Source organism: Streptomyces lushanensis (genome assembly GCF_001700515.1).
Classification (GTDB): Bacteria; Actinomycetota; Actinomycetes; order Streptomycetales; family Streptomycetaceae; genus Streptomyces; species Streptomyces lushanensis.
Genome location: NZ_MAUD01000124.1, coordinates 43,029 through 64,146 on the forward strand (window position 1 = coordinate 43,029; position 21,118 = coordinate 64,146).

Here is a 21,118-nt window from a genome sequence, read left to right on the forward strand (position 1 = left end):
GGGCGACCGCCATTGCGGTCGCCCCTTACGCACTCTGCCCCGAGGCGGCTCCCCACGGGCCGTGCGGGGCCCTACGAGTCGTACGAGCGGATGTCCTCGATCACCGAGAAGCCGAGGCCGTACGCGCTCATCCCGCGGCCGTAGGCCCCGAGGTGCACATCGCCGCTCGTCGTCCCGGCCAGTACCCAGCCGAACTCGGACTCGCGGTAGTGGAAGGGCGTCGGCACGCCGTCGACCGGCAGTGAGAGCACCGACCAGGCGGGCCCTTCCAGATCGTCCGCCAGCTCGAAGGCCGCTTCCGTCTGCTGGTTCAGCCAGTCGTCGCGCAGCGCGTGGTCGAGCTGCGGCGGCCAGGTCGCGGAGAGCAGGCCCGAGCCGGCCAGCCAGGCGGCCGAGGAGGCCGTGGTCGCGTCGAGATGGCCGCTGCCGTCACCGCTGCGCCGCTCGGGGCTGATGGCCACCGTGATCACCACGGCGAAGCGCTCCTGGTCCACGGAGGCGGGATCCGGCCTTATCGACGGCTCCTCACCGTGGCCGGTCGAGCCGTGCCGTACGGTGCCGTCGGCCGTGGCTCCGACCTGCATCAGCCAGCGCGGCCCGGTGAACGCGTCGTCCAGTCCGTACCACGGGAACGGGGCGCGCAGATACTCCGCGACCGTACGGCGCGCGAGCACCGGCGCTCCCCCGGCGGTGGGTGAACTGGCACTCCGCGCCTCTGTCCGGCTCGTCGTCTCCATCTGGCCGGCGCCTCCTCGATCTCTCGCGTCCGCAGCGGCCCGCCCCCGACGGGCGCCTCACTGCCGGACAGATGGAGGATAGCCACCCGGTCCCGGCTCGCCGGGATTGATGGGGCTCAGGTGGCGTCTGCGTCGAAGGGCGGGCGGTCGTCCCGAGCGGGCTTCTCGCGCTTCTTGAGCAGGTCGGGAGCGCCGGAGGAACCATTCGCCGCCGCGATCGGAGCCACCGGGGCGTCCGCCGCGGAGCCACTCTCATGGCCGTTCACCGCGTCGGCCACATCGGCCATCTCCTTGCGGAGGTCGAAGCTGCTGCGGATCTCCTTCAGGCCCAGATCGTCGTTGTCCATGAGCTGCTTGCGGACGAACGTCTTGGGGTTGAGGTCCTCGAAGTCGAAGTCCTTGAACTCCGGGCCCAGCTCGGAGCGGATGTCCTCCTTGGCGCTCTCGGAGAACTCGCGGACCTTGCGGATGAACCGCGAGGCGTCCTGGATGACCTTGGGCAGCTTCTCCGGGCCGAACACGAGCACCGCGAGGACCACGATCGTGACCAGCTCAAGTGCGCCGATGTCATTGAACACCTTGCTGCTCCTTGTGTTCTCCATGTACGTGGACGGAGGTCAGAGCCGTCCTGGCCTGAAGTGGTCGAGGTCCGGGCCGCTCCACGGTACCTGGCGCACCTGTCCGGGCGGTACCTTCGGGTGGCCGTCAGGTGCCGTCCGCGGAGCCCAGGGCCACGGTCAGGGTCCTTTCCCTGCCCCCGCGGAGCAGTGTCAGTTCCAGCCGGTCGCCCGGACGGTGGGCGCGGATCTTGACGATCAGCTCCTCGCCGCTGTGCACACGCTGGCCGTCCACCTCGGTGATGACGTCTCCCGCCTCGATCCCGGCCTTGGCCCCGGGGCCGCCGGGGGTGACCGCGGGACCGCCGTCGGCGGCCTTCGTGCCGACCCGGGCGCCATCGCCGGTGTACTCCAGATCGAGGCTGACACCGATCACGGGATGGGTGGCCTTGCCGGTGTTGATCAGTTCCTCGGCGACGCGCTTGCCCTGGTTGATGGGTATCGCGAAGCCCAGACCGATGGATCCCGACTGGCCGCCGTCGGGGCCGGCGCCGCTGTCCGCGGCGCGGATGGCGCTGTTGATGCCGATGACCCGGGCCCGGGTGTCCACCAGGGGACCGCCGGAGTTGCCGGGGTTGATGGGGGCGTCGGTCTGGAGGGCGTCGACATAGCTCACATCGCTGCCGTCGCCGCTCTCGCCGCCCGCGGTGATCGGGCGCTCCTTGGCGCTGATGATCCCCGAGGTCACGGTGTTGGACAGGTCGAAGGGGGCGCCGATGGCCACGACCGGATCGCCGACCCGGACATTGTCGGAGTTGCCCAGCGGCAGCGGCTTGAGCCCGGAGACCCCGGTGACCTTGACGACGGCGAGGTCGTAACCGCTGTCCTTGCCGACCAGTTCGGCCCTGGCGGTCTGGCCGCCGCTGAACGTGACGGATATCTCGCCGGAGGATCCCGCGGGCTGGACGACATGGTTGTTCGTCAGGATGTGGCCCTGCCGGTCGAGGACGAAGCCCGTGCCGGTGCCCTGTTCGTCGCTGCCACTGACATGGAGGGTGACCACGCTGGGCAGGGCGCTGGCGGCGATGCCCGCGACGCTGTCGGGCGCCCGGCCGCCGGACTCCCGTTCCGCCTGCGGGAGTTCGACGCTGGTGAAGCCGCCGTTGCGCTCGATGTACGCGCCGACGGCGCCGCCCAGCACACAGCCGGCGAAGGCGAGCAGGACCGCGCCCGCGACTCCGGCCCGGCGCCGGGTGGTGCGCCGGGGCTCGCCGTGGTGGGTCAGGGGCTGCTGTCCGGGCGGGGGCGCGGCGGTGTTCCACGGGTCGTACTGGACCCATTGCGGCGGCTGCTGATGCCGCTGCGTCGGATGCGGCTGCGGCGGCGGGTAGCTCTGCGGGCCCTGCTGAGCACCCTGTTGACCCGCGTACGGCGGCGGCAGCGGCGTGCCGTGCGCCGGCGTCGGGAGCTGTACGGGCGGCGCGGGCGCCCAGGGCCCCGGTCCGCCGTAGGGCGGTGTGCTGTACTCGTCGGGCTCGTGCAGCGGCTGCGGTCGCTCCTGCCGCACGGAAGCCTGACCGGCGGGCGGCGCGGGCGGGGCTCCGGGAACGTGCTCGCCGGACCCCGGCACCTCGTCGGCGAGGGGAGGCAACTGCGCCGTCACCTCCCCGCTGTGCGCCGGCGGCACCTCCGGCTCCGGCGGTACCGCACGTCCCGCTGGGGGACGGCTCCACCACGTCGCCTTGGGTCCGGTGGGATTCCCGTCGTCCATGCTCTCCCCGCAACTGCCGCTCCGCGCCCCGACAGAGGCACCCCTGCAAGGATTCAACCAGGTTTACGCACGTCCGCGCAGGGCCCGCTCAGCGCCGGGCCGAGAACGTGGTGCCGGGCAGCGTCGGGGCCGCGAGCTGGGTGGGGCTGGGTGTGGCGGTGTAACCGGCCCCGGAGACCGCGTCGATCTGGACGGCCGGGTCCGCGGGCCGTATCAACGGAGACTGCACGGCGCCCATCAGAATGCCCGGTGCGAACGGGTGCTCGGAGAGCGTCTGGGTCTGGAACACGCCGAGCGGCGCGTCGGCGGCCGTACGGTCCACGGAGTGCGGCAGCAGTCCACCGCCTCCGCCCTGGCGCCGGCCGGACTCACCGCCCACCGGGGTGATCGTGCCGGGGGCCCGCATCGGCGTCACATTGTTGCCCGAGCCCCTGGGCAGGGCGTCGGCGGCCGTGCCGAGCGGCATCGTGCCACCGAGGGCCATCGCGGCGAACGACACCGCGCTGGCGGCGGCGAAGGCGAAGCGCCGTCCGCGCCACGGCGAACGCTCGGCCTCCTGGCGGGCGACCTCGTGGATACGGAAGCCGGAGCCGCTGGGCAGCCCGCCCGCGTGGGCACCGGACAGCCCGCGCGCGTGCGCACCGGCCGGAACATAGCCGAACCCGTCGGCGATGCCGTCCGAGCGCACACCGAAGCCGTCCGTGCGCACACCGAAGACGCCCTCACCAAAGCGCCCCCCGTCGAACAGCCCCTTTGTGTTGTCGTCATCTCCCGGAGATCCGCCGGGCAGTCCCTGGAGCCGTGCGAGCAGCCCCGCGGAGGGCGCCGGCGGGGCCGTCTCGGCGAAGACGCTCTTGAGCCGCCGCTGGGCGTCGGCCTCCGCCTTGCACTTGGCGCACGTCGCGAGATGGGCCAGCACACGCTCACGCGCGTCATGGTCCAGCTCTCCGTCCACCAGGGCGGCGAGCCGGTCGCCCAGATGCTGCTCGGCGGGGGTCGGGCTTGTGCCACTCACGCCGCTCCGCCCTCCCCGGCCACGCTCACGAAGGCGCGCTGCTCGGCTCGGGCCTCGGGCGAACGGTGCTGAAGGGCCTTGCGCAGATGGGAGCGCCCGCGATGGATCCGGCTCCGGACGGTGCCGAGCTTCACACCGAGCGTGGCCGCGATCTCCTCGTACGACAGCCCCTCGATGTCACAGAGCACCACGGCGGCGCGGAACTCGGGCGCGAGGGTGTCCAGCGCCTGCTGGACGTCCGCGTCGAAGTGGGTGTCGTGGAAGGCCTGCTGGGGCGAGGGCTCACGGCTGGGCAGCCGCTCCGCGGCGTCGTCACCGAGCGCGTCGAACCGGATCCGCTGCTTGCGGCGGACCATGTCCAGGAAGAGATTGGTGGTGATCCGGTGCAGCCAGCCCTCGAAGGTGCCGGGGGTGTACGTCGACAGCGAGCGGAAGACCCGGACGAAGACCTCCTGGGTCAGGTCCTCGGCATCGTGCTGATTGCCCGTGAGGCGGTAGGCGAGGCGGTAGACACGTCCGCTGTGCGTGCTGACGATCTCCTCCCAGCTGGGAGGCGTCCACGCCTGCGATTCCGCATCCGGTGCGAAGGTCGCGGTAACCGCGGAGTCGGTGGAGCGGGAACGGTCAGCGAAGTTGGTCACGGATCTCGGCTTGCCGGCCGACCTGAGATAGCGCGTCAGCGCTCCTCCCCGATCCACAGGCGCAGCCGCACCTCCCCTGTCGGCTCTGGTGGTGTCCAGTGGAGCCCCTACCATAGCCACTCCGCCCGTTAGCTCCGGATAAGAATCTTTACGCGAATTTCCGACCGGCCCCCGTGCCGACCGAGCTGCATCACGAGGGAGCCACACCCCTGCATAACGCCCGGTCCCATCTGCGGGTTCCCAGGCGCAGCGGATACAGTCACCGTTGCGCCGCCAACGGGGACAAGGAGAGGGTCATTACCGCCAACCGGCAGACGAGCTGGGCGTTCGCCGACGCCTTTGTCGCCGAGGACGAAGCACTGCGCTGGGCCCGGGACCGGGCCCGTGAGACAGGGCTTCGCTCGGTGTCACCAGGCACCGGAGCCGCGCTGCGTCTGCTCGCCGCCACGCTGGACGCGAAGGCGGTGGCCGAGATCGGCACCGGCACCGGTGTCTCCGGGACGTATCTGCTCCTGGGCATGCGGCCGGACGGCGTCCTGACCACGGTCGACACGGAGCCCGAGCGCCAGCAGTTCGCGCGGCAGACCTTCCGGGCGGCGGGATTCGCGGGCAACCGCGCGCGGTTCATCCCCGGCCGGGCCCTGGACGTCCTGCCCAGGCTCGCCGACGGCGGATACGACCTGGTGTTCTGCGACGGGGACCGCCTGGAGTGCATGGACTATCTCGCTGAATCGTTGCGGCTGCTGCGGCCCGGCGGACTCGTCTGTTTCGAGGGGGTCTTCGCGGACGGCAGGACGGTCGACTCGGCGGCCCAGCCCGCGGAGGTGCTGCGGCTGCGGGAGCTGCTGCGGACCGTACGGGAGAGCCCGGAGCTGCTGCCCACGCTGCTGCCGGTGGGCGACGGGCTGCTGTGCGCGGTGCGGCGCGGCTGAGGCCGAGGGTCCGGACCACGCGGGACGGGATCGTACGCGGGGCGCGGGGGCCGTACGCGGCGCGGGGCCGTACCACCGCGGAACAGCACACCGCCCCGGTACGGAGTCTCGTCCGTGCCGGGGCGGTGTCGGTGCGGGTCCACTCGGGCGACCGCGCACCCCGAAGACTGTGAGCCTTTCCGCTCGGGCCCTTCCGGTCGGACCCCCTGGGCCCGGAACACCCGGCACGGCTCCTCGCCATGGTGCCGGGGCCGGCCGAGCACGTCCCGTACGAGACCGGTCCTCCGCCGTCCCCCACCACCGGACGCCCCGGCCTGATCCACGGGGATCGGCCGGACAGGACCTGGGGTCTTTCGTTTGGATCAGGCTGGATCCGGGAGCCGGGCTCGCGAGCCCAGCAAGATCCAAACGAGAGGCCCTAGCCGACGACCTTCTTCAGCGCGTCGCCCAGCGCATCCGCCTCGTCCGGAGTCAGCTCGACGACAAGCCGACCGCCGCCTTCGAGCGGAACGCGCATGACGATGCCCCGCCCCTCCTTGGTCACCTCGAGCGGGCCGTCGCCCGTTCGCGGCTTCATGGCCGCCATGCTCGTTCCCCTTCCTGAAACCAGCTCATCGCAGCCGGCGGCCCCATCACAGGCGCTGTGTCACCGGCATCGAACACATTGCTTCCAGCCCATTATCCCGCATGGCGGGACCCGATGACCAACATCGGGCGGCATCGCTTGTGCAACGCGCTCCCGCAAAACCACTCAATTCGGCGATCCGCCTGCGATACTTCGCCGCCGCGCCCGCCCCGGCGGCCCGGCATTCCTGGACGCAGGTCACATGCCGTCACCGATGATCTCCGCCATGCTGGGGCCGGACAGTACTGCCCGAGCCGCGAAGGGACCCGATCATGGCCGACACCGTGCTCTACGACGTGACTGACGGACTCGCAACGATCACGATCAACCGGCCCGAGGCCATGAACGCGTTGAACGTCGAGGCCAAGGTCGCCCTGCGGGACGTGCTGCGGGCCGCCGCCGACGACAGCGGTGTACGGGCCGTGCTGCTGACCGCCTCGGGCGACCGCGCGTTCTCGGTGGGGCAGGACCTCAAGGAGCACACGGCGCTGCTCGAAGCGGACCGCGAGAGCGGCTCCGGGGACACCATGCGCACCGTACGGGAGCACTACAACCCGATCCTGCGGGCGATCACCGGGATGCCCAAGCCGGTGGTGGCGGGCATCAACGGGGTCGCGGCGGGCGCGGGCCTCGGCTTCGCGCTGGCGGCGGACCACCGGCTCGCGGCGGACACGGCCACGTTCAACACGGCGTTCGCGGGCGTCGCGCTGACCGCGGACTCCGGTGTCTCCTGGACCCTGCCCCGGCTGATCGGCCTCGGCAGGGCCACGGATCTGCTGCTGTTCCCGCGCTCGGTCAAGGCGCCGGAGGCGTACGGGCTGGGCATGGTCGACAGGCTCGTACCCGCGGCCGATCTCCCGGCCGAGGTCGCCGCGACGGCCCGCGCGCTCGCCTCGGGTCCGACGCTCGCGTACGCGGCGCTGAAGGAGTCGCTGGCCTACGGCGCGGCACACCCGCTGGCGCCGACGCTGGAGAAGGAGAACGAGCTCCAGTCGAGGGCGGGCGCCTCCGAGGACCACGCGATCGCGCTGCGGGCGTTCCTGGCGAAGGAGAAGCCGAGGTACACGGGCCGCTGACGGCGGCGGGACGCCGGAGCCGGCGCGGGGCCCGGGGCCCGCGCCGGGATCCGTCAGGGAGCGCCGGTCAGGGACGCGTCGCCGGTCACGGACTCACGGAAGGCGCAGGCGGCCAGATGGTCGTTGACCAGACCGCAGGCCTGCATCAGCGCGTAGGCCGTGGTCGGGCCGACGAAGCGGATACCGCGCTTCTTCAGATCCTTCGCCAGCGCCGTGGACTCGTCCGTGACCGCCGGGATGTCGGCCGTCGTCCTGGGTGCCCGCCGACCCGGACCGGGAGCGTGGGACCAGATCAGTGCGGTCAGCTCGCCCGCGGACCACTCCGCCAGTGCGCGCGCGTTGGCGATCGTCGCGTCGACCTTGGCGCGGTTGCGGATGATTCCCGGATCGGCGAGCAGCCGGTCACGGTCCGCGTCGGTGAACTCCGCCACGGACGCGATCTTGAACGAGGCGAACGCCTCACGGAAGCCCTCGCGCCGGCGCAGGATCGTGATCCAGGAGAGGCCGGACTGGAACGCCTCCAGGGACAGCCGCTCGAAGAGCGCGTCGTCGCCGCGGACCGGCCGGCCCCACTCGGAGTCGTGGTAGGCGACATAGTCCTCCGTCGACAGCCCCCAGGGGCAGCGCGGGCGCCCGTCGGGGCCCGCGACGACACCGCCGTCGGCGGTCATCGGCCGCTCTCCTCTCCCGGTTTCTCGAAGAGATCGGGTGAGGAGACCGCCGTGGCCTGGGCACCGGCCAGCGCCGCCTCCAGCTCCGCGATCCGCGCGTCCCGCTCGGCGAGCTCCGCGCCGAGCCGGCCGAGCACGTCGTCCACCTCCGCCATCCGGTAGCCGCGCAGGCCGAGCGGCAGCCGGAGCGTCTCCACATCGGCGCGGCCGACGGGACGGGTCAGGGGCAGGGGGTCCACCAGCCGGTCCGGCGCGGCCTCCGGCAGGACCGGCTGATCTCCGCCGCCGATGACCGCGAGCGTGACCGCGGCGACGACCACGACCATCGCGATGAGCAAGAACAAGAACACGAGCTTCTCCCCTGGCAGGAAAACGTCCGGTGCCGATGGTGCCACGGGAAGGCGGTTAGGGTCTGTCCGGTCGCTCTTCGCGGACCGGGCCGCGGCGTCCGGGGCCCGCGAGGAGACCGGCCGGACAGGGCCTGAGGTCGCGGACGAGCGGCCGGCAGAACGGGCGGACGCGAGGAGGGAGCGCAGATGCGCGGCGGGACTCTGCGGCTGGGGCGTCGGGAATTCGACGCGTACGAGCCGGTGATCATGGCGATCGTCAACCGGACACCGGACTCCTTCTACGACCAGGGCGCGTCCTTCCACGACGAGCCCGCCCTCGCGCATGTCGAGCGCGCGGTGGCCGAGGGCGCCGCGATCATCGACATCGGCGGGGTGAAGGCCGGGCCCGGGGACGAGGTCACGGCCGCGGAGGAGGCACGCCGTACGGTCGGCTTCGTCGCCGAGGTGCGCCGCCGCCATCCGGACGTGGTGATCAGCGTCGACACCTGGCGGCACGAGGTGGGCGAGGCGGTCTGCGAGGCGGGCGCCGATCTGCTGAACGACGCGTGGGGCGGCGTGGATCCCCGGCTCGCGGAGGTCGCCGCGCGGTACGGCGCGGGGCTGGTCTGCACCCATGCCGGCGGGGCCGAGCCCAGGACCCGGCCGCACCGGGTCGGCTACGACGACGTGATGGCGGACATCCTGCGGGTGACGCTGGGCCTGGCCGAGCGCGCCCTGGCGCTGGGGGTGCGCCGGGACGGGATCGTCATCGATCCCGGGCACGACTTCGGCAAGAACACCCGGCACTCGCTGGAGGCGACGCGCAGGCTGGGCGAGATGACGGAGACCGGCTGGCCGGTGCTGGTCTCGCTGTCCAACAAGGACTTCGTGGGCGAGACGCTCGACAAACCGGTCAAGGAACGGCTGATCGGGACGCTGGCGACGACGGCGGTGTCCGCGTGGCTCGGGGCCCGGATCTACCGCGTCCACGAGGTCGCGGAGACCCGGCAGGTGGTGGAGATGGTGGCGGCCGTCGCGGGTCACCGCCCGCCGAAGGTGGCCCGGCGCGGCCTGGCCTGACCGGTCCCCGGCGGACCGCCGGGGACCGCCGGGGACCGCCGGGGACCGCCGGGGACCGCCGGGGCGGTCCGCCTCCCCGGCGGGCCGCCCCGGCGTTCCCGTGGACCGTCCCGGCGGGTGCGCGGACCGCCCCACCCGGCGTCCGTTTTCTCCTACTTGCCTGTTTCCTTGGTCACCAGCGCGACCGCTTCGTCCACATCGTCCGTGACATGGAACAGCATCAGGTCCTTCTCGGACGCCTTGCCCTGCGCGACCACGGTGCCGCGCAGCCATTCGACCAGCCCGCCCCAGTACGCCGTGCCGAACAGCACGATCGGGAAGCGGGTCACCTTGCGGGTCTGGACCAGGGTGAGCGCCTCGAACAGCTCGTCCAGGGTGCCGAGGCCGCCCGGCAGCACCACGAAGCCCTGCGCGTACTTCACGAACATGGTCTTGCGGACGAAGAAGTAGCGGAAGTTCACACCGATGTCGACATGCGGATTGAGCCCCTGTTCGAAGGGCAGCTCGATCCCGAGCCCCACGGAGATTCCCGACGCCTCCCGGGCCCCCTTGTTCGCCGCCTCCATCGCGCCGGGACCGCCGCCCGTGATCACCGCGAATCCGGCGTCGACCAGCGCCGCGCCGATGCGGATCCCCGCCTCGTACTCGGGAGAGCCGACCGGAGTGCGCGCGGAGCCGAAGACGCTGATGGCGCTGGGCAGTTCGGCGAGCGCGCCGAAGCCCTCCACGAACTCCGACTGGATACGCATCACTCGCCAGGGGTCGGTGTGCACCCACTCCGAGTCGCCCTCGGTGTCCAGCAGCCGCTGATCGGTCGTACCGGGCTGCACCTGCTCCCGTCGGCGGATCACCGGTCCGAGCCGCTGTTCCTCAGGCTTCCGCGCTCCGTCAGGCATGCCCATGACCCGCTCCCTCCGCTGCTGTGCGTTGTTCTGGGCAAGGGTAGGTCCCTGGGCGTGACAAACGGCGAAATTCCGGCGGACGATCAGACCGTCACTTGGTGAGCCAGTCGCGCAGACGTTCCTCACAGTGAGTGATCCGCTCGACGGCCACACGCTCGTCGCGCTTGTGGGCGACCAGCGGGTCACCCGGGCCGTAGTTGACCGCGGGCACACCGAGTCCGCCGAACCGCGAGACATCCGTCCAGCCGAACTTGGGCCGTGCCCTGCCGCCCACGGCGGTCATGAAAGCGGCGGCGGCGGGATGCGAGAGACCGGGCAGCGCCGCTCCCGAGTGGTCGTCCACCACGAACTCCGCGACCCCGCAGTCCGCGAAGACCTCATGGACATGGGCGACGGCCTCCTCCTCGCTGCGGTCCGGCGCATAGCGGTAGTTGACGGTGACCGTGCAGGCGTCGGGGATGACATTGCTGGCGACGCCCGCCTCGATCCGTACGGCGTTGAGGCCCTCCCGGTACTCCAGGCCGTCGATCACGGGCCGGCGCGGTTCATACGCCGCGAGACGGTTCAGGATGGGCGCCGCGGTGTGAATGGCGTTGGAGCCCATCCAGCTCCGCGCCGAGTGTGCGCGCTCACCAGTGGTGTGGAGAAGGACCCGGAGCGTGCCCTGGCAGCCGCCTTCCACCTCACCGTCGGACGGCTCCAGCAGCACGGCGAAATCGCCCTCCAGCCAGTCCGGGTGTGCGTCCGCCACATGTCCGAGCCCGTTGAGATCCGCGGCGACCTCTTCGTTGTCGTAGAAGACAAAGGTGAGATCGCGGTTGGGCGCGGGGACCGTCGCCGCGATACGCAGCTGGACGGCGACCCCCGACTTCATGTCGCTGGTGCCGCAGCCCCACAGCACCCCGTTCCCGTCCAGTCGCGAGGGCACGTTGCCGGCGATCGGGACGGTGTCGATATGACCGGCCAGGATGATCCGCTCGTCCCGCCCGAGCCGTGTCCTGGCCACGACATTGTTGCCGTGCCGGTCGACGGTGAGGTGGGGCAGGGCACGCAGCGCCTGCTCGATCGCGTCCGCGAGCGGCTTCTCCTCGCCGCTGACCGACGGGAAGTCGACCAGCCACGCGGTGAGCGCCGGGCCGTCCAGAGTGAGGTCGAGCACATTCTCAGACATGCTGTGACCCTAATACGCCCGGCATGCCCCGCACGCGGCCCGCGCGTGCCGGGCCCGTCACCGCCGCCGCCCCCGGATCCGGCTCCCGTACGGGTGATCCGACTCCAGTACGGTGGGCCCGTGTCCGAGACCGCTCCCCCCTCCCGTCGCGGCCGTTTCCTGCGGATCGCCGCCGCTCTCGCCGTACTGCTGGCCCTGGCCGGATATATGGCGGTGCAATACCTGTCCGGAGGCGGAGGCGCGCCCAGGTGTGTGGTCCGGGCCACGGACCCTGCGGGCGAGAACGGTACGGGCGACACCCCCACCTATGAGATGAGCCCGGAGCAGGCCGCGAACGCGGCCACCATCTCGGCGGTCGGCACCACCCGTGGGCTGCCCGAACGCGCGGTCACGATCGCGCTGGCGACGGCCCTCCAGGAGTCCGCGCTGCGCAATCTGAACCACGGCGACCGGGATTCGCTCGGTCTCTTCCAGCAGCGCCCCTCGAAGGGATGGGGCACGGCGAAGCAGATCCTCGATCCGGTCTACTCGGCGGGACAGTTCTACGACCATCTCGCCAAGGTCCCCGGCTACTCGCGGCTGCCGCTCACCGAGGCGGCCCAGCGCGTGCAGCGCAGCGGCTTCCCGCAGGCGTACGCGAAGCACGAGCCGGACGCCGCGCTGCTGGCCGCGGCGCTCACCGGCCGGTCCGCGGCCTCGCTGACCTGTTCGGCGCCGGACAGCGCCGTGGCCGGCGACGCGGCGAAGGTACGGGCCGCGCTGGTGCGCTCCTTCGGTTCCGGGGTACGGCCCGCCGGCTCGGACAGCGGCGTGTCCGTACGGGTGTCCGCCACGACGGGAGCGGGCCCGGACACGGCCGTGGACACCGTCGCGGACACGGACCCGAGCGGCGGTCCCGCGGGCGACGGCTCCTCGTCCCGGCGCGGCTGGGAGCTGGCGCACTGGGCGGTGGCGCAGGCCTCCGTCCTGCGGATCGACGAGGTCAGCTACGCGGGCCGGGTGTGGAGCGCGAAGGAAGCGGACCAGGGCTGGCGGCGGGCGGCTTCGTCCGACGACGCCGCGGAGGCCGGGACGTCCGGCGGGACCGCCGCCGAGGTCCGTATGCGCATCGCGCGCTAGGTCCTGTCGCCCGGACAGGACCTGGCGGACCGTTTCACAGCGCACGTAGCGACGCGTCCCGGCCCCGGCGTCCCCGTACGAGTACCCGTACCAGTACAGCGGCATCCCGTACCCGCGCACGGGCACATCGGCGCACCCGCATACCGGGCGATATCGCGCACCGCTCAGCCGTACGACCACTCCCTCGGACGGGCGAGTCCTCTACTCTTCCGACCGCATTTCTTCCGATGATCCGGCAACGCCCGCCCCAGCGGTCGCTCCCCTTGCGCGCCAAGGGAAGTGACGATTCATCGGGCCGCACAGGACACCCATATTTGCCCGATTTCCTCCACCGCCGATCGCGCGTCACGTTATCGATTCGTTACCTCGGCGCACCGCAACCTCCGCCGCCCTTCGAGGGGTTGTCAGGCCGTCCGATCGACGGACAAGCACTGTTTCCCTCCCGCCAAAGGAGCATCATGTCCCTCCCCGTGACCCGTCGGATCGCCCGTGCCGCGCTGCTCGTCGCCGCCGGCGCGGCCCCCGTGATCGGCGCGGCCGGCTCCGCGAGCGCGGCGGCACTGCCGCAGGCTCCGGACCTGGGCGCGGTGAGCGCCCTCGACGGCGCCGCCATGGGCAGCACCGTGGACAGCGGCGCGCGGCAGGCCACCGAGGTGGCGGGCGACCTCGGCGGCAAGGCCGTCAAGAAGGGCGTACCCGCCGCAGGCAAGACCGTCGGCTCGGTCGGCAAGACGGCGACGCCCGCCGTCCAGAAGGTGGCCGGCGACACCGCGGGGAACGCCGGTGAGCTGGTGGGCACCACCACCTCGACCGCCGCGAAGGGCGCCGGCTCCGCGCCGACCGGCGCCCTCATGGGCGGCCTGCCGATCCAGGGTCTGCCGATCGGCGGCTGACACGCGAGGCGCCCGCCCGTACACCTGTCCGGCCGCGGCCGTCTCTCAGACCAGCCGCTTGACCGCCGCCTCGATACGCTCGTCCGTGGCCGTCAGCGCCACCCGCACATGGCGCTCGCCCCCCGGGCCGTAGAAGTCACCGGGCGCGACCAGGATGCCCAGCTCCGCGAGGTGCGCCACGGTGTCCCAGCACGGCTCGTCGCGCGTCGACCACAGATACAGGCCCGCCTCGCTGTGGTCGATCCGGAAGCCGTGCGCCTCCAGCGCGCCGCGCAGCGCGGTGCGACGGGCCCCGTACCGCTCACGCTGTTCCCGTACGTGCGTGTCGTCACGGAGCGCCGCCACCGTCGCCGCCTGCACCGGCGCCGGGGTCATCATCCCGCCGTGCCTGCGGATCTGGAGCAGCTCGCCGAGGACGGCCGCGTCACCCACCACGAACGCCGCGCGGTACCCGGCGAGGTTGGAGCGCTTGGAGAGCGAGTGGACGGCGACGATCCCCTCGTACGTACCGCCGCAGACGTCCGGGTGCAGCAGGGACACGGGCTCGGTCTCCCAGCCCAGCTCCAGATAGCACTCGTCGCCCACGACGAGCACTCCGTGCTCCCGCGCCCAGGCCACGATCCGGGCCAGCGCGTCCTTCGCCAGCACCGCTCCGGTCGGATTCGACGGCGAGTTCAGCCAGAGGAGCTTCACGTCCTCCAGTCCCGCGCCCGCGGGATCGGCCGCGAGGGCCTCCACGTCGTACGGCACGGGCTCGGTGCGGGCGAGCCGCGCCCCGACCTCGTACGTCGGGTACGCGAGCCGCGGATGGGCGACCCGGTCGCCCGCGCCGAGGCCGAGCTGTGTGGGCAGCCAGGCCACCAGCTCCTTGGAGCCGAGCACCGGCAGTACGTTCTCGTGCGTCACCCCGTGTGCGCCGAGCCTGCTCCCCGCCCATCCGGTCAGCGCGTCCCGCAGCGCGGCCGTGCCCCACACCGTGGGATACCCGGGCGAGTCGGCGGCGTCGGCCAGCGCGCGCCGGATCGGCTCGGGGACCGGGTCGACCGGAGTGCCGATGGACAGGTCGACGATCCCGTCGGGATGAGCCGTGGCCCTCGCCTTGTGGGGCTCCAGCTTGTCCCAGGGGAAAAGGGGAAGGCGCGAAGAGACAGCGGACACGTGCTCACTCTTTCTCGTACACACTTCTTGTGCTCACTCGTACCGGCGCACCGGCGCACCGGCGCACCGCGAAAACAGCCCGGTCCCGTACGGCGCGGGCCGTACGGGACCGGGGAGGCGCACTGTCAGCCGTTCTGGGGCGGCAGCGCGGCGATGAAGGGGTGGTCGCGCTCGATCAGGCCGAGCTTGGAAGCACCACCGGGCGAACCGAGCTCGTCGAAGAACTCGACATTCGCCTTGTAGTAGTCCTTCCACTCCTCCGGGGTGTCGTCCTCGTAGAAGATGGCCTCGACCGGGCAGACCGGCTCACAGGCTCCGCAGTCGACGCATTCGTCCGGGTGGATGTACAAGGACCGGGAGCCCTCGTAGATGCAGTCGACCGGGCACTCCTCGATGCACGCCTTGTCCTTGACGTCGACACAAGGCTGCGCGATGACGTAGGTCACGCTGTCGTTCCTCCTCGATAGGGCGCGGCGGGCCGATCTGCGGCTCCGTCCACGGGCGCGCGGGAGCGCGGCGTCGTCGATGCCCGCATCTAGTATCTCCGTTCTTGAGCACGATCCGAACAGGAGGGGCGGACAGAGCTGTGGAATTCACTGCGGGCGGACGGCTCCGGGTCCGTCTGACCCCGGCTGACGTGGGCAAACGTGTATCAGTCAGACAGTTGACGGGCGGCGGCGCGGGGACGGAGAAGTTCACCGACACGGTCGGCGTTCTCACATCGTGGGACAAGGGTGTGCTGCTGATCACACGCCGCACCGGTGAGAGCGTCCGCGTCCCCGAGTCCGCGCTGGTCGCGGGGAAGGTCGTACCGGCCGCTCCGGCCCGACGCCGTGGGCCGGCGACGGACTTCGAGGAGCTGGCACGGGTCGGCGCCCGCGCCTGGCAGCCGGTGGAGAGCGAGCCGCTCGGCGAGTGGCGGCTGCGGGCCTCGGCGGGCTTCACCCGGCGGGCCAACTCCGTCCTGCCGCTCGGCGACCCCGGGGCACCGCTGGACGAGGCACTGGAGCGGGTACGGCGCTGGTACGGGGAGCGCGGGCTGCCCGCGTACATCCAGGTCGCGACCGGTGCGGAAGGCACCCAGGAGGGGCTGTACGCCGAGCTGGAGCGGCGCGGCTGGCGGACGGAGACGACCACCGAGGTACGGATCGGGGCGCTCGCCGCGATCGGAGACCTGAGCGCCGAGGCCGCCGGAGACTCCGGGGACGCAGGGGACGCCACCGCCCCACGGGTACGGCTCGACCGCTCCCTCGGCACGGCGACAGCGCCGGGGACAGCCGCGGGGACAGCCACGAAGGCCCACGCTGCGGCGGCCACCGGCTGGCTCCAGCGTTACCAGCGGTCCGGTGTGCCGGGACCCCATGTGCTCCACGTACTGGCCAGTGGCCCTTCGGTGTGGTTCGCCTCAGTCCCCGGACCGGCCGAGGTACCCGCGGCCATCGGCCGGTGTGTGGTCGATGGACGCTGGGCGGGATTCATGGCGGTGGAGGTCGACCCGGCCCGGCGACGCCAGGGCCTGGCGACGGCCGTGATGGCCGCGCTCGCCCGGCGCGCGCTGGAGGAGGGCGCGTCCGCCGCCTGGCTCCAGGTGGAGTCGGACAACACCGGCGCGCGGGCGCTGTACGACGCGATGGGCTTCGCCGTCCATCACCGCTATCACTACTTCCGATCGCCCTGAGCGGGTACGAGGCCGATATGCGACCGGAATCCGCCGGCCCGCGCCGCCGCTTCGCCCTGGAGGCCCGCGCGGACCGTCCCGACCTGGCGACGCTCTGTCTGCTCGTGGGCGCCGAGGCCGATCCCGACCTGGGCGAGGCCGGTATCGACGCGGCCCAGGCCGAACTGGACCGGCTGGCCGGACTGCTGCCCTTCGGTGTCCTCGGGGCGCGCGCCTGGGCGGTGGCACTCGCGGAACTGCTCGGCGAGCGGTGCGGCTTCGAGGGCTCTCCCGTCGAGTACCGGCGGCTCGACTCCTCGCTGCTCCCGGTGGTGCTGCGGCGGCGGCGCGGACTGCCCATCCTGCTCTCGGTGGTGTGGATGGAGGTCGCGCGACGGGCCGGAGCATCGGTGTACGGGGTGGCCCTGCCCGGCCATTTCGTTGTCGGCTTCGGTGATCCCGGCGCTCCCGGCGACCGGATCCTGGCCGATCCCTTCGCCGGCGGACGGCTGCTGACCCGGGCGGACACGGCACTGCTGGTGACCGGTACGACGGGCGAGGCACCGGCGGACGCAACCTGGGACGACGCCCTGTTCGCCCCGGCGGACCCGCTCGACATCGTCCTGCGCGTCCTGAACAACATCCGTGCCTGGGCGGCCACCCGGCCCGAGCGCACCGACGTGGCCCTGTGGGCGGTCGAACTCTCCCTGCTGCTGCCCGCGCACCCGGCCAGACTGCGCTACGACCGGGCCCAGCTCCTCGTCCAGCGCGGCGAGTTCCTCCAGGGAGCCACGGAGATGGAGGAGTACGCGGAGGTGGTGGCGGCGGTCGAGCCGTCCACGGCGGAGGCGATCCGCCGCCGGGCACGGGCCGCCCGCGCGATGCTCAACTGACCACCGTGGCGGACACACCGGAGCCCCCGCCCGGCAAGGGACGAGGGCTCCGAAGCAGCCGACGGCGAGTCGGCCGGCGCCACGGCTTTTGGGCAGCAGCGCCGTCCGCCCCAGGCTCTGTCCGGCGGACAGGCCCTAGCTCGGATCGAGATCGATCACCTGGGTGCGCTCGGCGGGTGTGGTGCCGAGCAGTGCCTTCTGCATCGCCTGGGCGACATCGTCGGCGGAGACGGGATGCTGCTTGCCGTCCCCCTTGGTGATCGTGATGCCGTCGAAGACGCCTTCCAGCAGCTCCTCGATGGCCTTCTTGTCGTAGACCTCCACCAGCCGGCCGTCGATCGCCTTCATGGAGAGGATCTTCGGCAGTGACTTGGCGGGACCGAACTGGATCTGCTTGTCGCCCGCCGTGATCGTGATCAGATCGGACATCGCGGGCTTGGCGAACTCGTTCATCGCCCGGTCCAGCTCCGCCTGGGTGATCGTCGGATCGCGAGGAGCGATGGGCAGCTCGACGGTGTTCGTACGGCCCGTCTGGACCTGGGAGCGGTAGGCGTCCCGTACCGAGATGATCGAGTGGCTGACATCGAGCGACTGGCCCGACTTGCCCGGTACGGCGACGGCCCGGCCCGGCTCGAACTTGATCGTTCCTTCGGTGGCCGAGCCGGAGACTCCGGCCAGGTCGGTCAGCGCGGCGCTGAGCTTCTCCTCGTCGACCGGGATCACCGGCTGGGCGATCCGCCGGCCGCCGAAGAGCGAGCCGATCACCGAGACCGGGTTGTAGTCGCTGCCGGCCGCGCCCCGGACGGTCGCCTGGCTGTCCAGGCTCAGACCCGCCTTGTCCGGGGAGAGCTCCTCGGTCTTGCCGCCGACGCTGAGCAGCAGCGGCGCGGAGGCGCGCTCGCCCAGGGCCGCGTCGAGCTTGACGACCGCCGCGTCACGGGTGCCGCCGCCGATGTCGACCCCGAGGACGGTGGTGCCCTTCGGCACGTCGGAGTGGTTCATCAGCAGGCCGGCGCCGTACACACCGCCGCCCGCCACCAGGAGGACACCGACGAGGAGCGCCAGCTTGGACCGGCCCTTCTTGACGGGAGCGGGCGCGGCCGGGGCCGCGGACCGCGCCGGCGCGGGTGCCGACGGCCCGCCGCCCTGTGCGGAGCCGACCGGACCGGGAAAGTCCGGCGCCGAGAAGTCGTGGTCCTGGCCGTGGGAGCCGGGACCGCCGGGCCGGTGGCCCTGATCGGCGCCCGGACCGCCGCCCTGCGGGCCCGAGCCCGGGAACGGCGAGCGGGGCTCCGGCGACACCACGGGGATTCCGCTGGTGAGCGTGTCCCCGGAGACATGGCCGCCGGGTCCCTGCTCGGGCGCGTACTGCTGCGGGGTCAGCTCCGCGGTGTCGTCGGACATCCGCGGCGCACCGCCCTGTGCCTGGCCGGGCCCGGGGGCCAGCGACGCGGGCGGTGTGCCCAGCGAGGCGGTGCCGGTGACGGGTCCCGCGGTCGGACCACCGGGACCGCCGGGGCCCCCGGACCCGCCCGGCCCGCCGGGTGGTGTACGGGTGCCGAGCGCCGGTGTGGTGGGCCCGCCACCGGGCCCGAAGCCATGCCCGGCCTGGCCCGGCAGACCGGCTCCGGCCGGCCCCCCGCCCATGGCGGGATCGCCGAGGCCACCGCCGGTGGACGGATGCTGCCGTGGCTGCGGCGCCTCGGAGTAGTCGGCGTAGTACGGCGTGTCCGTGAGCCGCCCGGTTCCGGGATCGGCCTGTGCCGGTACGGAGGCGCCCGCGACGGCAGCCGCGCCCGCGCCCATGCCCGCGCCTGTTCCCGTGCCGCCCGCCGGGCCCGAGGCCCTGCGGGGCGCGAACCAGTCGTTCGCGGACTTGTCCCCGGCCGGTTTCTCGTCCGGAATCCGGCCTCCCAGGGCGTCCGCCCCGTCCTGGCCCTGCTCCGGCACCTGGACGGCGCCCGTGAGCTCGGCGGCCTTGACGCCCCGGCCGCCCGCGGTGTCGCCGTCGCCCATGGGCGTCCGCATCACGACGGGCGGGATCGGCCGCGAGCCGGGGATGTTGATCCGGATACGTGTGGTCAGTGTGGTTTCGGTTCTCGGCTCGTCCGGCTGAGGAGCGAGCGCGGTGTCGGTCTCCTCCGGAGCGTCCTGCTGGGGGTGCGGCGACGGATACTGGCCGGATCCGTACGGCGGTGTCCCCGAGGGGTACGCGGCTCCGCCGCGCCCCTGGGGCCCGGAGGAGGACGAACTGTCAGTTTCACGACTCAAAGCAGGTTCTCCCGGTTGGCTCCGCCGCCCGTTCTTACTGGTACTCAACTGTTCAGGTCCCCCACAGCCGAAGGCGAGGGGAAGGCCCGGAGCGCGCACCACCATACTGTCCTCGGCCGACCGGCACCCGACGACCGTGTGAAGCTGTCGTTCGCGGGCCGCGCGGACGGGGGCAATTCAGTGGATGGCGGGCGCGTCACTTCCCAAGTCGGCCGGACTTCGTGCCCGGTTGCGGCAACCGCGACATGGTGGCACACATCACAGCCACCGCCATCCCACCGAGCAGATAGATGAGCGGTCCGACGCCCGCGGAGAAGGCCGCGTCGCCCTCGGGGCGCCCGACGCTCAGCAGGACGGCCGCGATCAGCCAGCCTCCGGCGGGCGCGCCCACGCCCATCTGCGTGCCGGTGAGGCGCAGTCCGCCGAGGAAGACTCCGGCGGTGGCGAGCAGGGCCAGCACCAAACCGCCGGGGAACCAGCCGCCTTGGACCAGCGAGCCCGCGAGGGCGACCAGGGCGCCGAGCACGGCGAGGCCGAGGTAGACGGCGACACGGGAGGGCCCGGGGGTGGCCGGGAGCCCGCCGGCGGACTGCTGCCGCTTCGGCTCGCTCATGTGCCGGCCCCCGCCCCGGCCGCTCCGGCGACTCCCGCGAAGAGGTCGTTCTCGCGTTCGCCCGCGGGCGCCCCGGACCTCCCGTGCACCAACTGGTAGTACTCGGCGGCGAAGATCGGCTGGCCCAGATCGTTGGAGAGCGCGAAGAAGGGCCCGTCCACGGCGATTTGGGTCGCGTGGGCGCGCATCGCGGCGGCCTTGCGCTCCCGGTACGGCGCGCCGTCGATCATCGCGGTGATCTCCGTGTCGTCCACCACACCGGGGATGTCGTCCACCTCGGCGATGCCGGGAAAGTCCGTACCGGTGGCACGGAGCCGCGCGAAGCCCGCCACGGCCACCGAGCGCGGCACCCGGTTCCAGTAGATCTTGTCGATCGCGTGAGGCGCGCCGAGCCCGGGGCCGTACGCGCCGTCGGCGGCCAGTGTCGCGGCGCGCATGGCCACGCGGTGGGCCTGGACATGGTCGGGGTGGCCGTAGCCGCCGTTCGGGTCGTACGTCACGAGCACCTGGGGACGCACCTCACGGACCACCTCGACGAGGTGTTCGGCGGCCTCGTCGACCCCGGTGTGCCAGAAGGCGTCCTCGCGGTCGTTCTGCGGCAGGCCCGTCATCCCGGAGTCCCGGAATCTGCCGGGCCCGCCGAGGAAGCGGTGGTCGCGGACCCCCAGCTCCCGCATGGCCGCGGCGAGTTCACCGATGCGATGGGCGCCGAGGCCGTCCTCCCGGTCGGCGGCGAGATGGGCGAGACCGGGCACGATGATCTCGCCCTCCTCACCGAGGGTGCAGGTCACCAGGGTGACCAGAGCGCCCTCGGCCGCGTACTTGGCCATGGTGGCGCCGTTGTTGATCGACTCGTCGTCCGGGTGCGCGTGCACCAGCAGCAGACGACGGGCGGGTTGATCGGTCATGGGGACAGCCTACGAGGCCGCCCGTGAAACCCCCGGCCGGTGGACGGTGGCCGGGGGCACGGCGAGCAGGGATCGGAAGGGGCGGAGGGAGAGTCGGAC

The 21,118-nt window shown here is 72.4% G+C and carries 22 protein-coding genes; 7 read left to right on the top strand and 15 right to left on the bottom strand.

The features are described 5' to 3' along the window. Nucleotides 1–71 precede the first annotated feature (71 nt). The 5 genes from BFF77_RS11570 to sigE all read right to left on the bottom strand — a co-directional run bounded on the left by BFF77_RS11570 (nucleotide 72) and on the right by sigE (nucleotide 4,835). Entirely contained in the window at nucleotides 72–737 is a 666-nt protein-coding gene (locus BFF77_RS11570) for a hypothetical protein (RefSeq protein WP_066947340.1), read from the bottom strand. 116 nt (nucleotides 738–853) lie between these two features. Continuing rightward, entirely contained in the window at nucleotides 854–1,315 is a 462-nt protein-coding gene (locus tag BFF77_RS11575) for a sec-independent translocase (RefSeq protein WP_066947342.1), read from the bottom strand. Between the two features lie 127 nt (nucleotides 1,316–1,442). Further along, nucleotides 1,443–3,065 carry a S1C family serine protease gene (locus tag BFF77_RS11580; RefSeq protein WP_066947345.1) on the bottom strand — a complete coding sequence of 541 codons (1,623 nt, stop codon included), beginning with the start codon at nucleotides 3,063–3,065 and terminating at the stop codon, nucleotides 1,443–1,445. A gap of 88 nt (nucleotides 3,066–3,153) precedes the next feature. Further along, complete coding sequence (locus tag BFF77_RS11585) at nucleotides 3,154–4,080, bottom strand: anti-sigma factor family protein (RefSeq protein ID WP_066947348.1); 927 nt, start codon at nucleotides 4,078–4,080, stop codon at nucleotides 3,154–3,156. Next, a complete protein-coding gene (sigE, locus tag BFF77_RS11590) occupies nucleotides 4,077–4,835 on the bottom strand; it encodes an RNA polymerase sigma factor SigE (RefSeq protein WP_211280203.1) in 759 nt (252 codons plus the stop codon). Before sigE ends, BFF77_RS11585 begins: the two co-directional genes overlap by 4 nt. A gap of 182 nt (nucleotides 4,836–5,017) precedes the next feature. On the opposite strand from sigE, the gene BFF77_RS11595 reads away from it, so the two are divergent. Continuing rightward, nucleotides 5,018–5,653 (top strand): O-methyltransferase, encoded by a 636-nt coding sequence (locus BFF77_RS11595; RefSeq protein ID WP_066947454.1) that lies wholly within the window; start codon nucleotides 5,018–5,020, stop codon nucleotides 5,651–5,653. A gap of 418 nt (nucleotides 5,654–6,071) precedes the next feature. Here the strand turns inward: BFF77_RS11595 and BFF77_RS11600 are convergent, their stop codons facing one another. Further along, nucleotides 6,072–6,239, bottom strand: a complete 168-nt coding sequence (locus BFF77_RS11600) for a DUF3117 domain-containing protein (RefSeq protein WP_003966491.1) — start codon at nucleotides 6,237–6,239, stop codon at nucleotides 6,072–6,074. A 311-nt stretch (nucleotides 6,240–6,550) separates the two neighbouring features. Between BFF77_RS11600 and BFF77_RS11605 the strand changes: the two genes are divergently transcribed. Then, nucleotides 6,551–7,354, top strand: a complete 804-nt coding sequence (locus BFF77_RS11605) for an enoyl-CoA hydratase/isomerase family protein (RefSeq protein WP_066947351.1) — start codon at nucleotides 6,551–6,553, stop codon at nucleotides 7,352–7,354. Between the two features lie 53 nt (nucleotides 7,355–7,407). Here BFF77_RS11605 and BFF77_RS11610 read toward each other — a convergent pair whose 3' ends face one another. Continuing rightward, nucleotides 7,408–8,025, bottom strand: coding sequence for a DNA-3-methyladenine glycosylase I (locus tag BFF77_RS11610; RefSeq protein ID WP_066947354.1), 618 nt, complete (start codon nucleotides 8,023–8,025; stop codon nucleotides 7,408–7,410). Next, nucleotides 8,022–8,375, bottom strand: coding sequence for a DivIVA domain-containing protein (locus tag BFF77_RS11615; protein ID WP_066947357.1), 354 nt, complete (start codon nucleotides 8,373–8,375; stop codon nucleotides 8,022–8,024). Before BFF77_RS11615 ends, BFF77_RS11610 begins: the two co-directional genes overlap by 4 nt. Before the next feature lie 186 nt (nucleotides 8,376–8,561). Here BFF77_RS11615 and folP point away from each other — a divergent pair, with 186 nt between their 5' ends. Then, the gene (gene folP, locus BFF77_RS11620; RefSeq protein WP_066947360.1) at nucleotides 8,562–9,434 is read left to right on the top strand and encodes a dihydropteroate synthase; all 873 of its coding nucleotides are present in this window, start codon (nucleotides 8,562–8,564) and stop codon (nucleotides 9,432–9,434) included. 152 nt (nucleotides 9,435–9,586) lie between these two features. Here the strand turns inward: folP and BFF77_RS11625 are convergent, their stop codons facing one another. Together BFF77_RS11625 and dapE are read right to left on the bottom strand one after the other, a co-directional pair. Further along, on the bottom strand, nucleotides 9,587–10,336 hold the full coding sequence (locus tag BFF77_RS11625; protein WP_066947363.1) for an LOG family protein: 750 nt from the start codon (nucleotides 10,334–10,336) through the stop codon (nucleotides 9,587–9,589). A 91-nt stretch (nucleotides 10,337–10,427) separates the two neighbouring features. Next, nucleotides 10,428–11,507, bottom strand: coding sequence for a succinyl-diaminopimelate desuccinylase (dapE, locus tag BFF77_RS11630; RefSeq protein ID WP_066947366.1), 1,080 nt, complete (start codon nucleotides 11,505–11,507; stop codon nucleotides 10,428–10,430). Nucleotides 11,508–11,627: 120 nt separating this feature from the next. On the opposite strand from dapE, the gene BFF77_RS11635 reads away from it, so the two are divergent. Both BFF77_RS11635 and BFF77_RS11640 read left to right on the top strand, forming a co-directional pair. Then, nucleotides 11,628–12,626, top strand: coding sequence for a VldE C-terminal domain-containing protein (locus tag BFF77_RS11635; RefSeq protein ID WP_107422144.1), 999 nt, complete (start codon nucleotides 11,628–11,630; stop codon nucleotides 12,624–12,626). A 458-nt stretch (nucleotides 12,627–13,084) separates the two neighbouring features. After that, the gene (locus BFF77_RS11640; RefSeq protein ID WP_066947369.1) at nucleotides 13,085–13,519 is read left to right on the top strand and encodes an ATP-binding protein; all 435 of its coding nucleotides are present in this window, start codon (nucleotides 13,085–13,087) and stop codon (nucleotides 13,517–13,519) included. A gap of 45 nt (nucleotides 13,520–13,564) precedes the next feature. Here the strand turns inward: BFF77_RS11640 and dapC are convergent, their stop codons facing one another. Together dapC and fdxA are read right to left on the bottom strand one after the other, a co-directional pair. Further along, nucleotides 13,565–14,677: a succinyldiaminopimelate transaminase gene (dapC, locus tag BFF77_RS11645; protein WP_066947372.1), complete on the bottom strand. Its 1,113-nt coding sequence runs from the start codon at nucleotides 14,675–14,677 to the stop codon at nucleotides 13,565–13,567. A 125-nt stretch (nucleotides 14,678–14,802) separates the two neighbouring features. Beyond that, nucleotides 14,803–15,123 carry a ferredoxin gene (gene fdxA / locus BFF77_RS11650; protein WP_003985062.1) on the bottom strand — a complete coding sequence of 107 codons (321 nt, stop codon included), beginning with the start codon at nucleotides 15,121–15,123 and terminating at the stop codon, nucleotides 14,803–14,805. A 140-nt stretch (nucleotides 15,124–15,263) separates the two neighbouring features. Between fdxA and BFF77_RS11655 the strand changes: the two genes are divergently transcribed. Together BFF77_RS11655 and BFF77_RS11660 are read left to right on the top strand one after the other, a co-directional pair. Then, nucleotides 15,264–16,355, top strand: a complete 1,092-nt coding sequence (locus BFF77_RS11655) for a GNAT family N-acetyltransferase (RefSeq protein WP_066947375.1) — start codon at nucleotides 15,264–15,266, stop codon at nucleotides 16,353–16,355. A gap of 17 nt (nucleotides 16,356–16,372) precedes the next feature. Further along, the gene (locus BFF77_RS11660; RefSeq protein ID WP_066947378.1) at nucleotides 16,373–17,227 is read left to right on the top strand and encodes a transglutaminase family protein; all 855 of its coding nucleotides are present in this window, start codon (nucleotides 16,373–16,375) and stop codon (nucleotides 17,225–17,227) included. 135 nt (nucleotides 17,228–17,362) lie between these two features. Here the strand turns inward: BFF77_RS11660 and BFF77_RS11665 are convergent, their stop codons facing one another. The 3 genes from BFF77_RS11665 to mshB all read right to left on the bottom strand — a co-directional run bounded on the left by BFF77_RS11665 (nucleotide 17,363) and on the right by mshB (nucleotide 21,019). Continuing rightward, on the bottom strand, nucleotides 17,363–19,498 hold the full coding sequence (locus BFF77_RS11665) for a peptidoglycan binding domain-containing protein (RefSeq protein ID WP_066947381.1): 2,136 nt from the start codon (nucleotides 19,496–19,498) through the stop codon (nucleotides 17,363–17,365). Between the two features lie 196 nt (nucleotides 19,499–19,694). After that, nucleotides 19,695–20,111: a DUF6113 family protein gene (locus BFF77_RS11670; protein WP_066947384.1), complete on the bottom strand. Its 417-nt coding sequence runs from the start codon at nucleotides 20,109–20,111 to the stop codon at nucleotides 19,695–19,697. Then, entirely contained in the window at nucleotides 20,108–21,019 is a 912-nt protein-coding gene (gene mshB, locus BFF77_RS11675) for an N-acetyl-1-D-myo-inositol-2-amino-2-deoxy-alpha-D-glucopyranoside deacetylase (RefSeq protein ID WP_066947387.1), read from the bottom strand. The genes BFF77_RS11670 and mshB overlap by 4 nt, the downstream gene beginning before the upstream one ends. Between the last annotated feature and the right edge of the window lie 99 nt (nucleotides 21,020–21,118).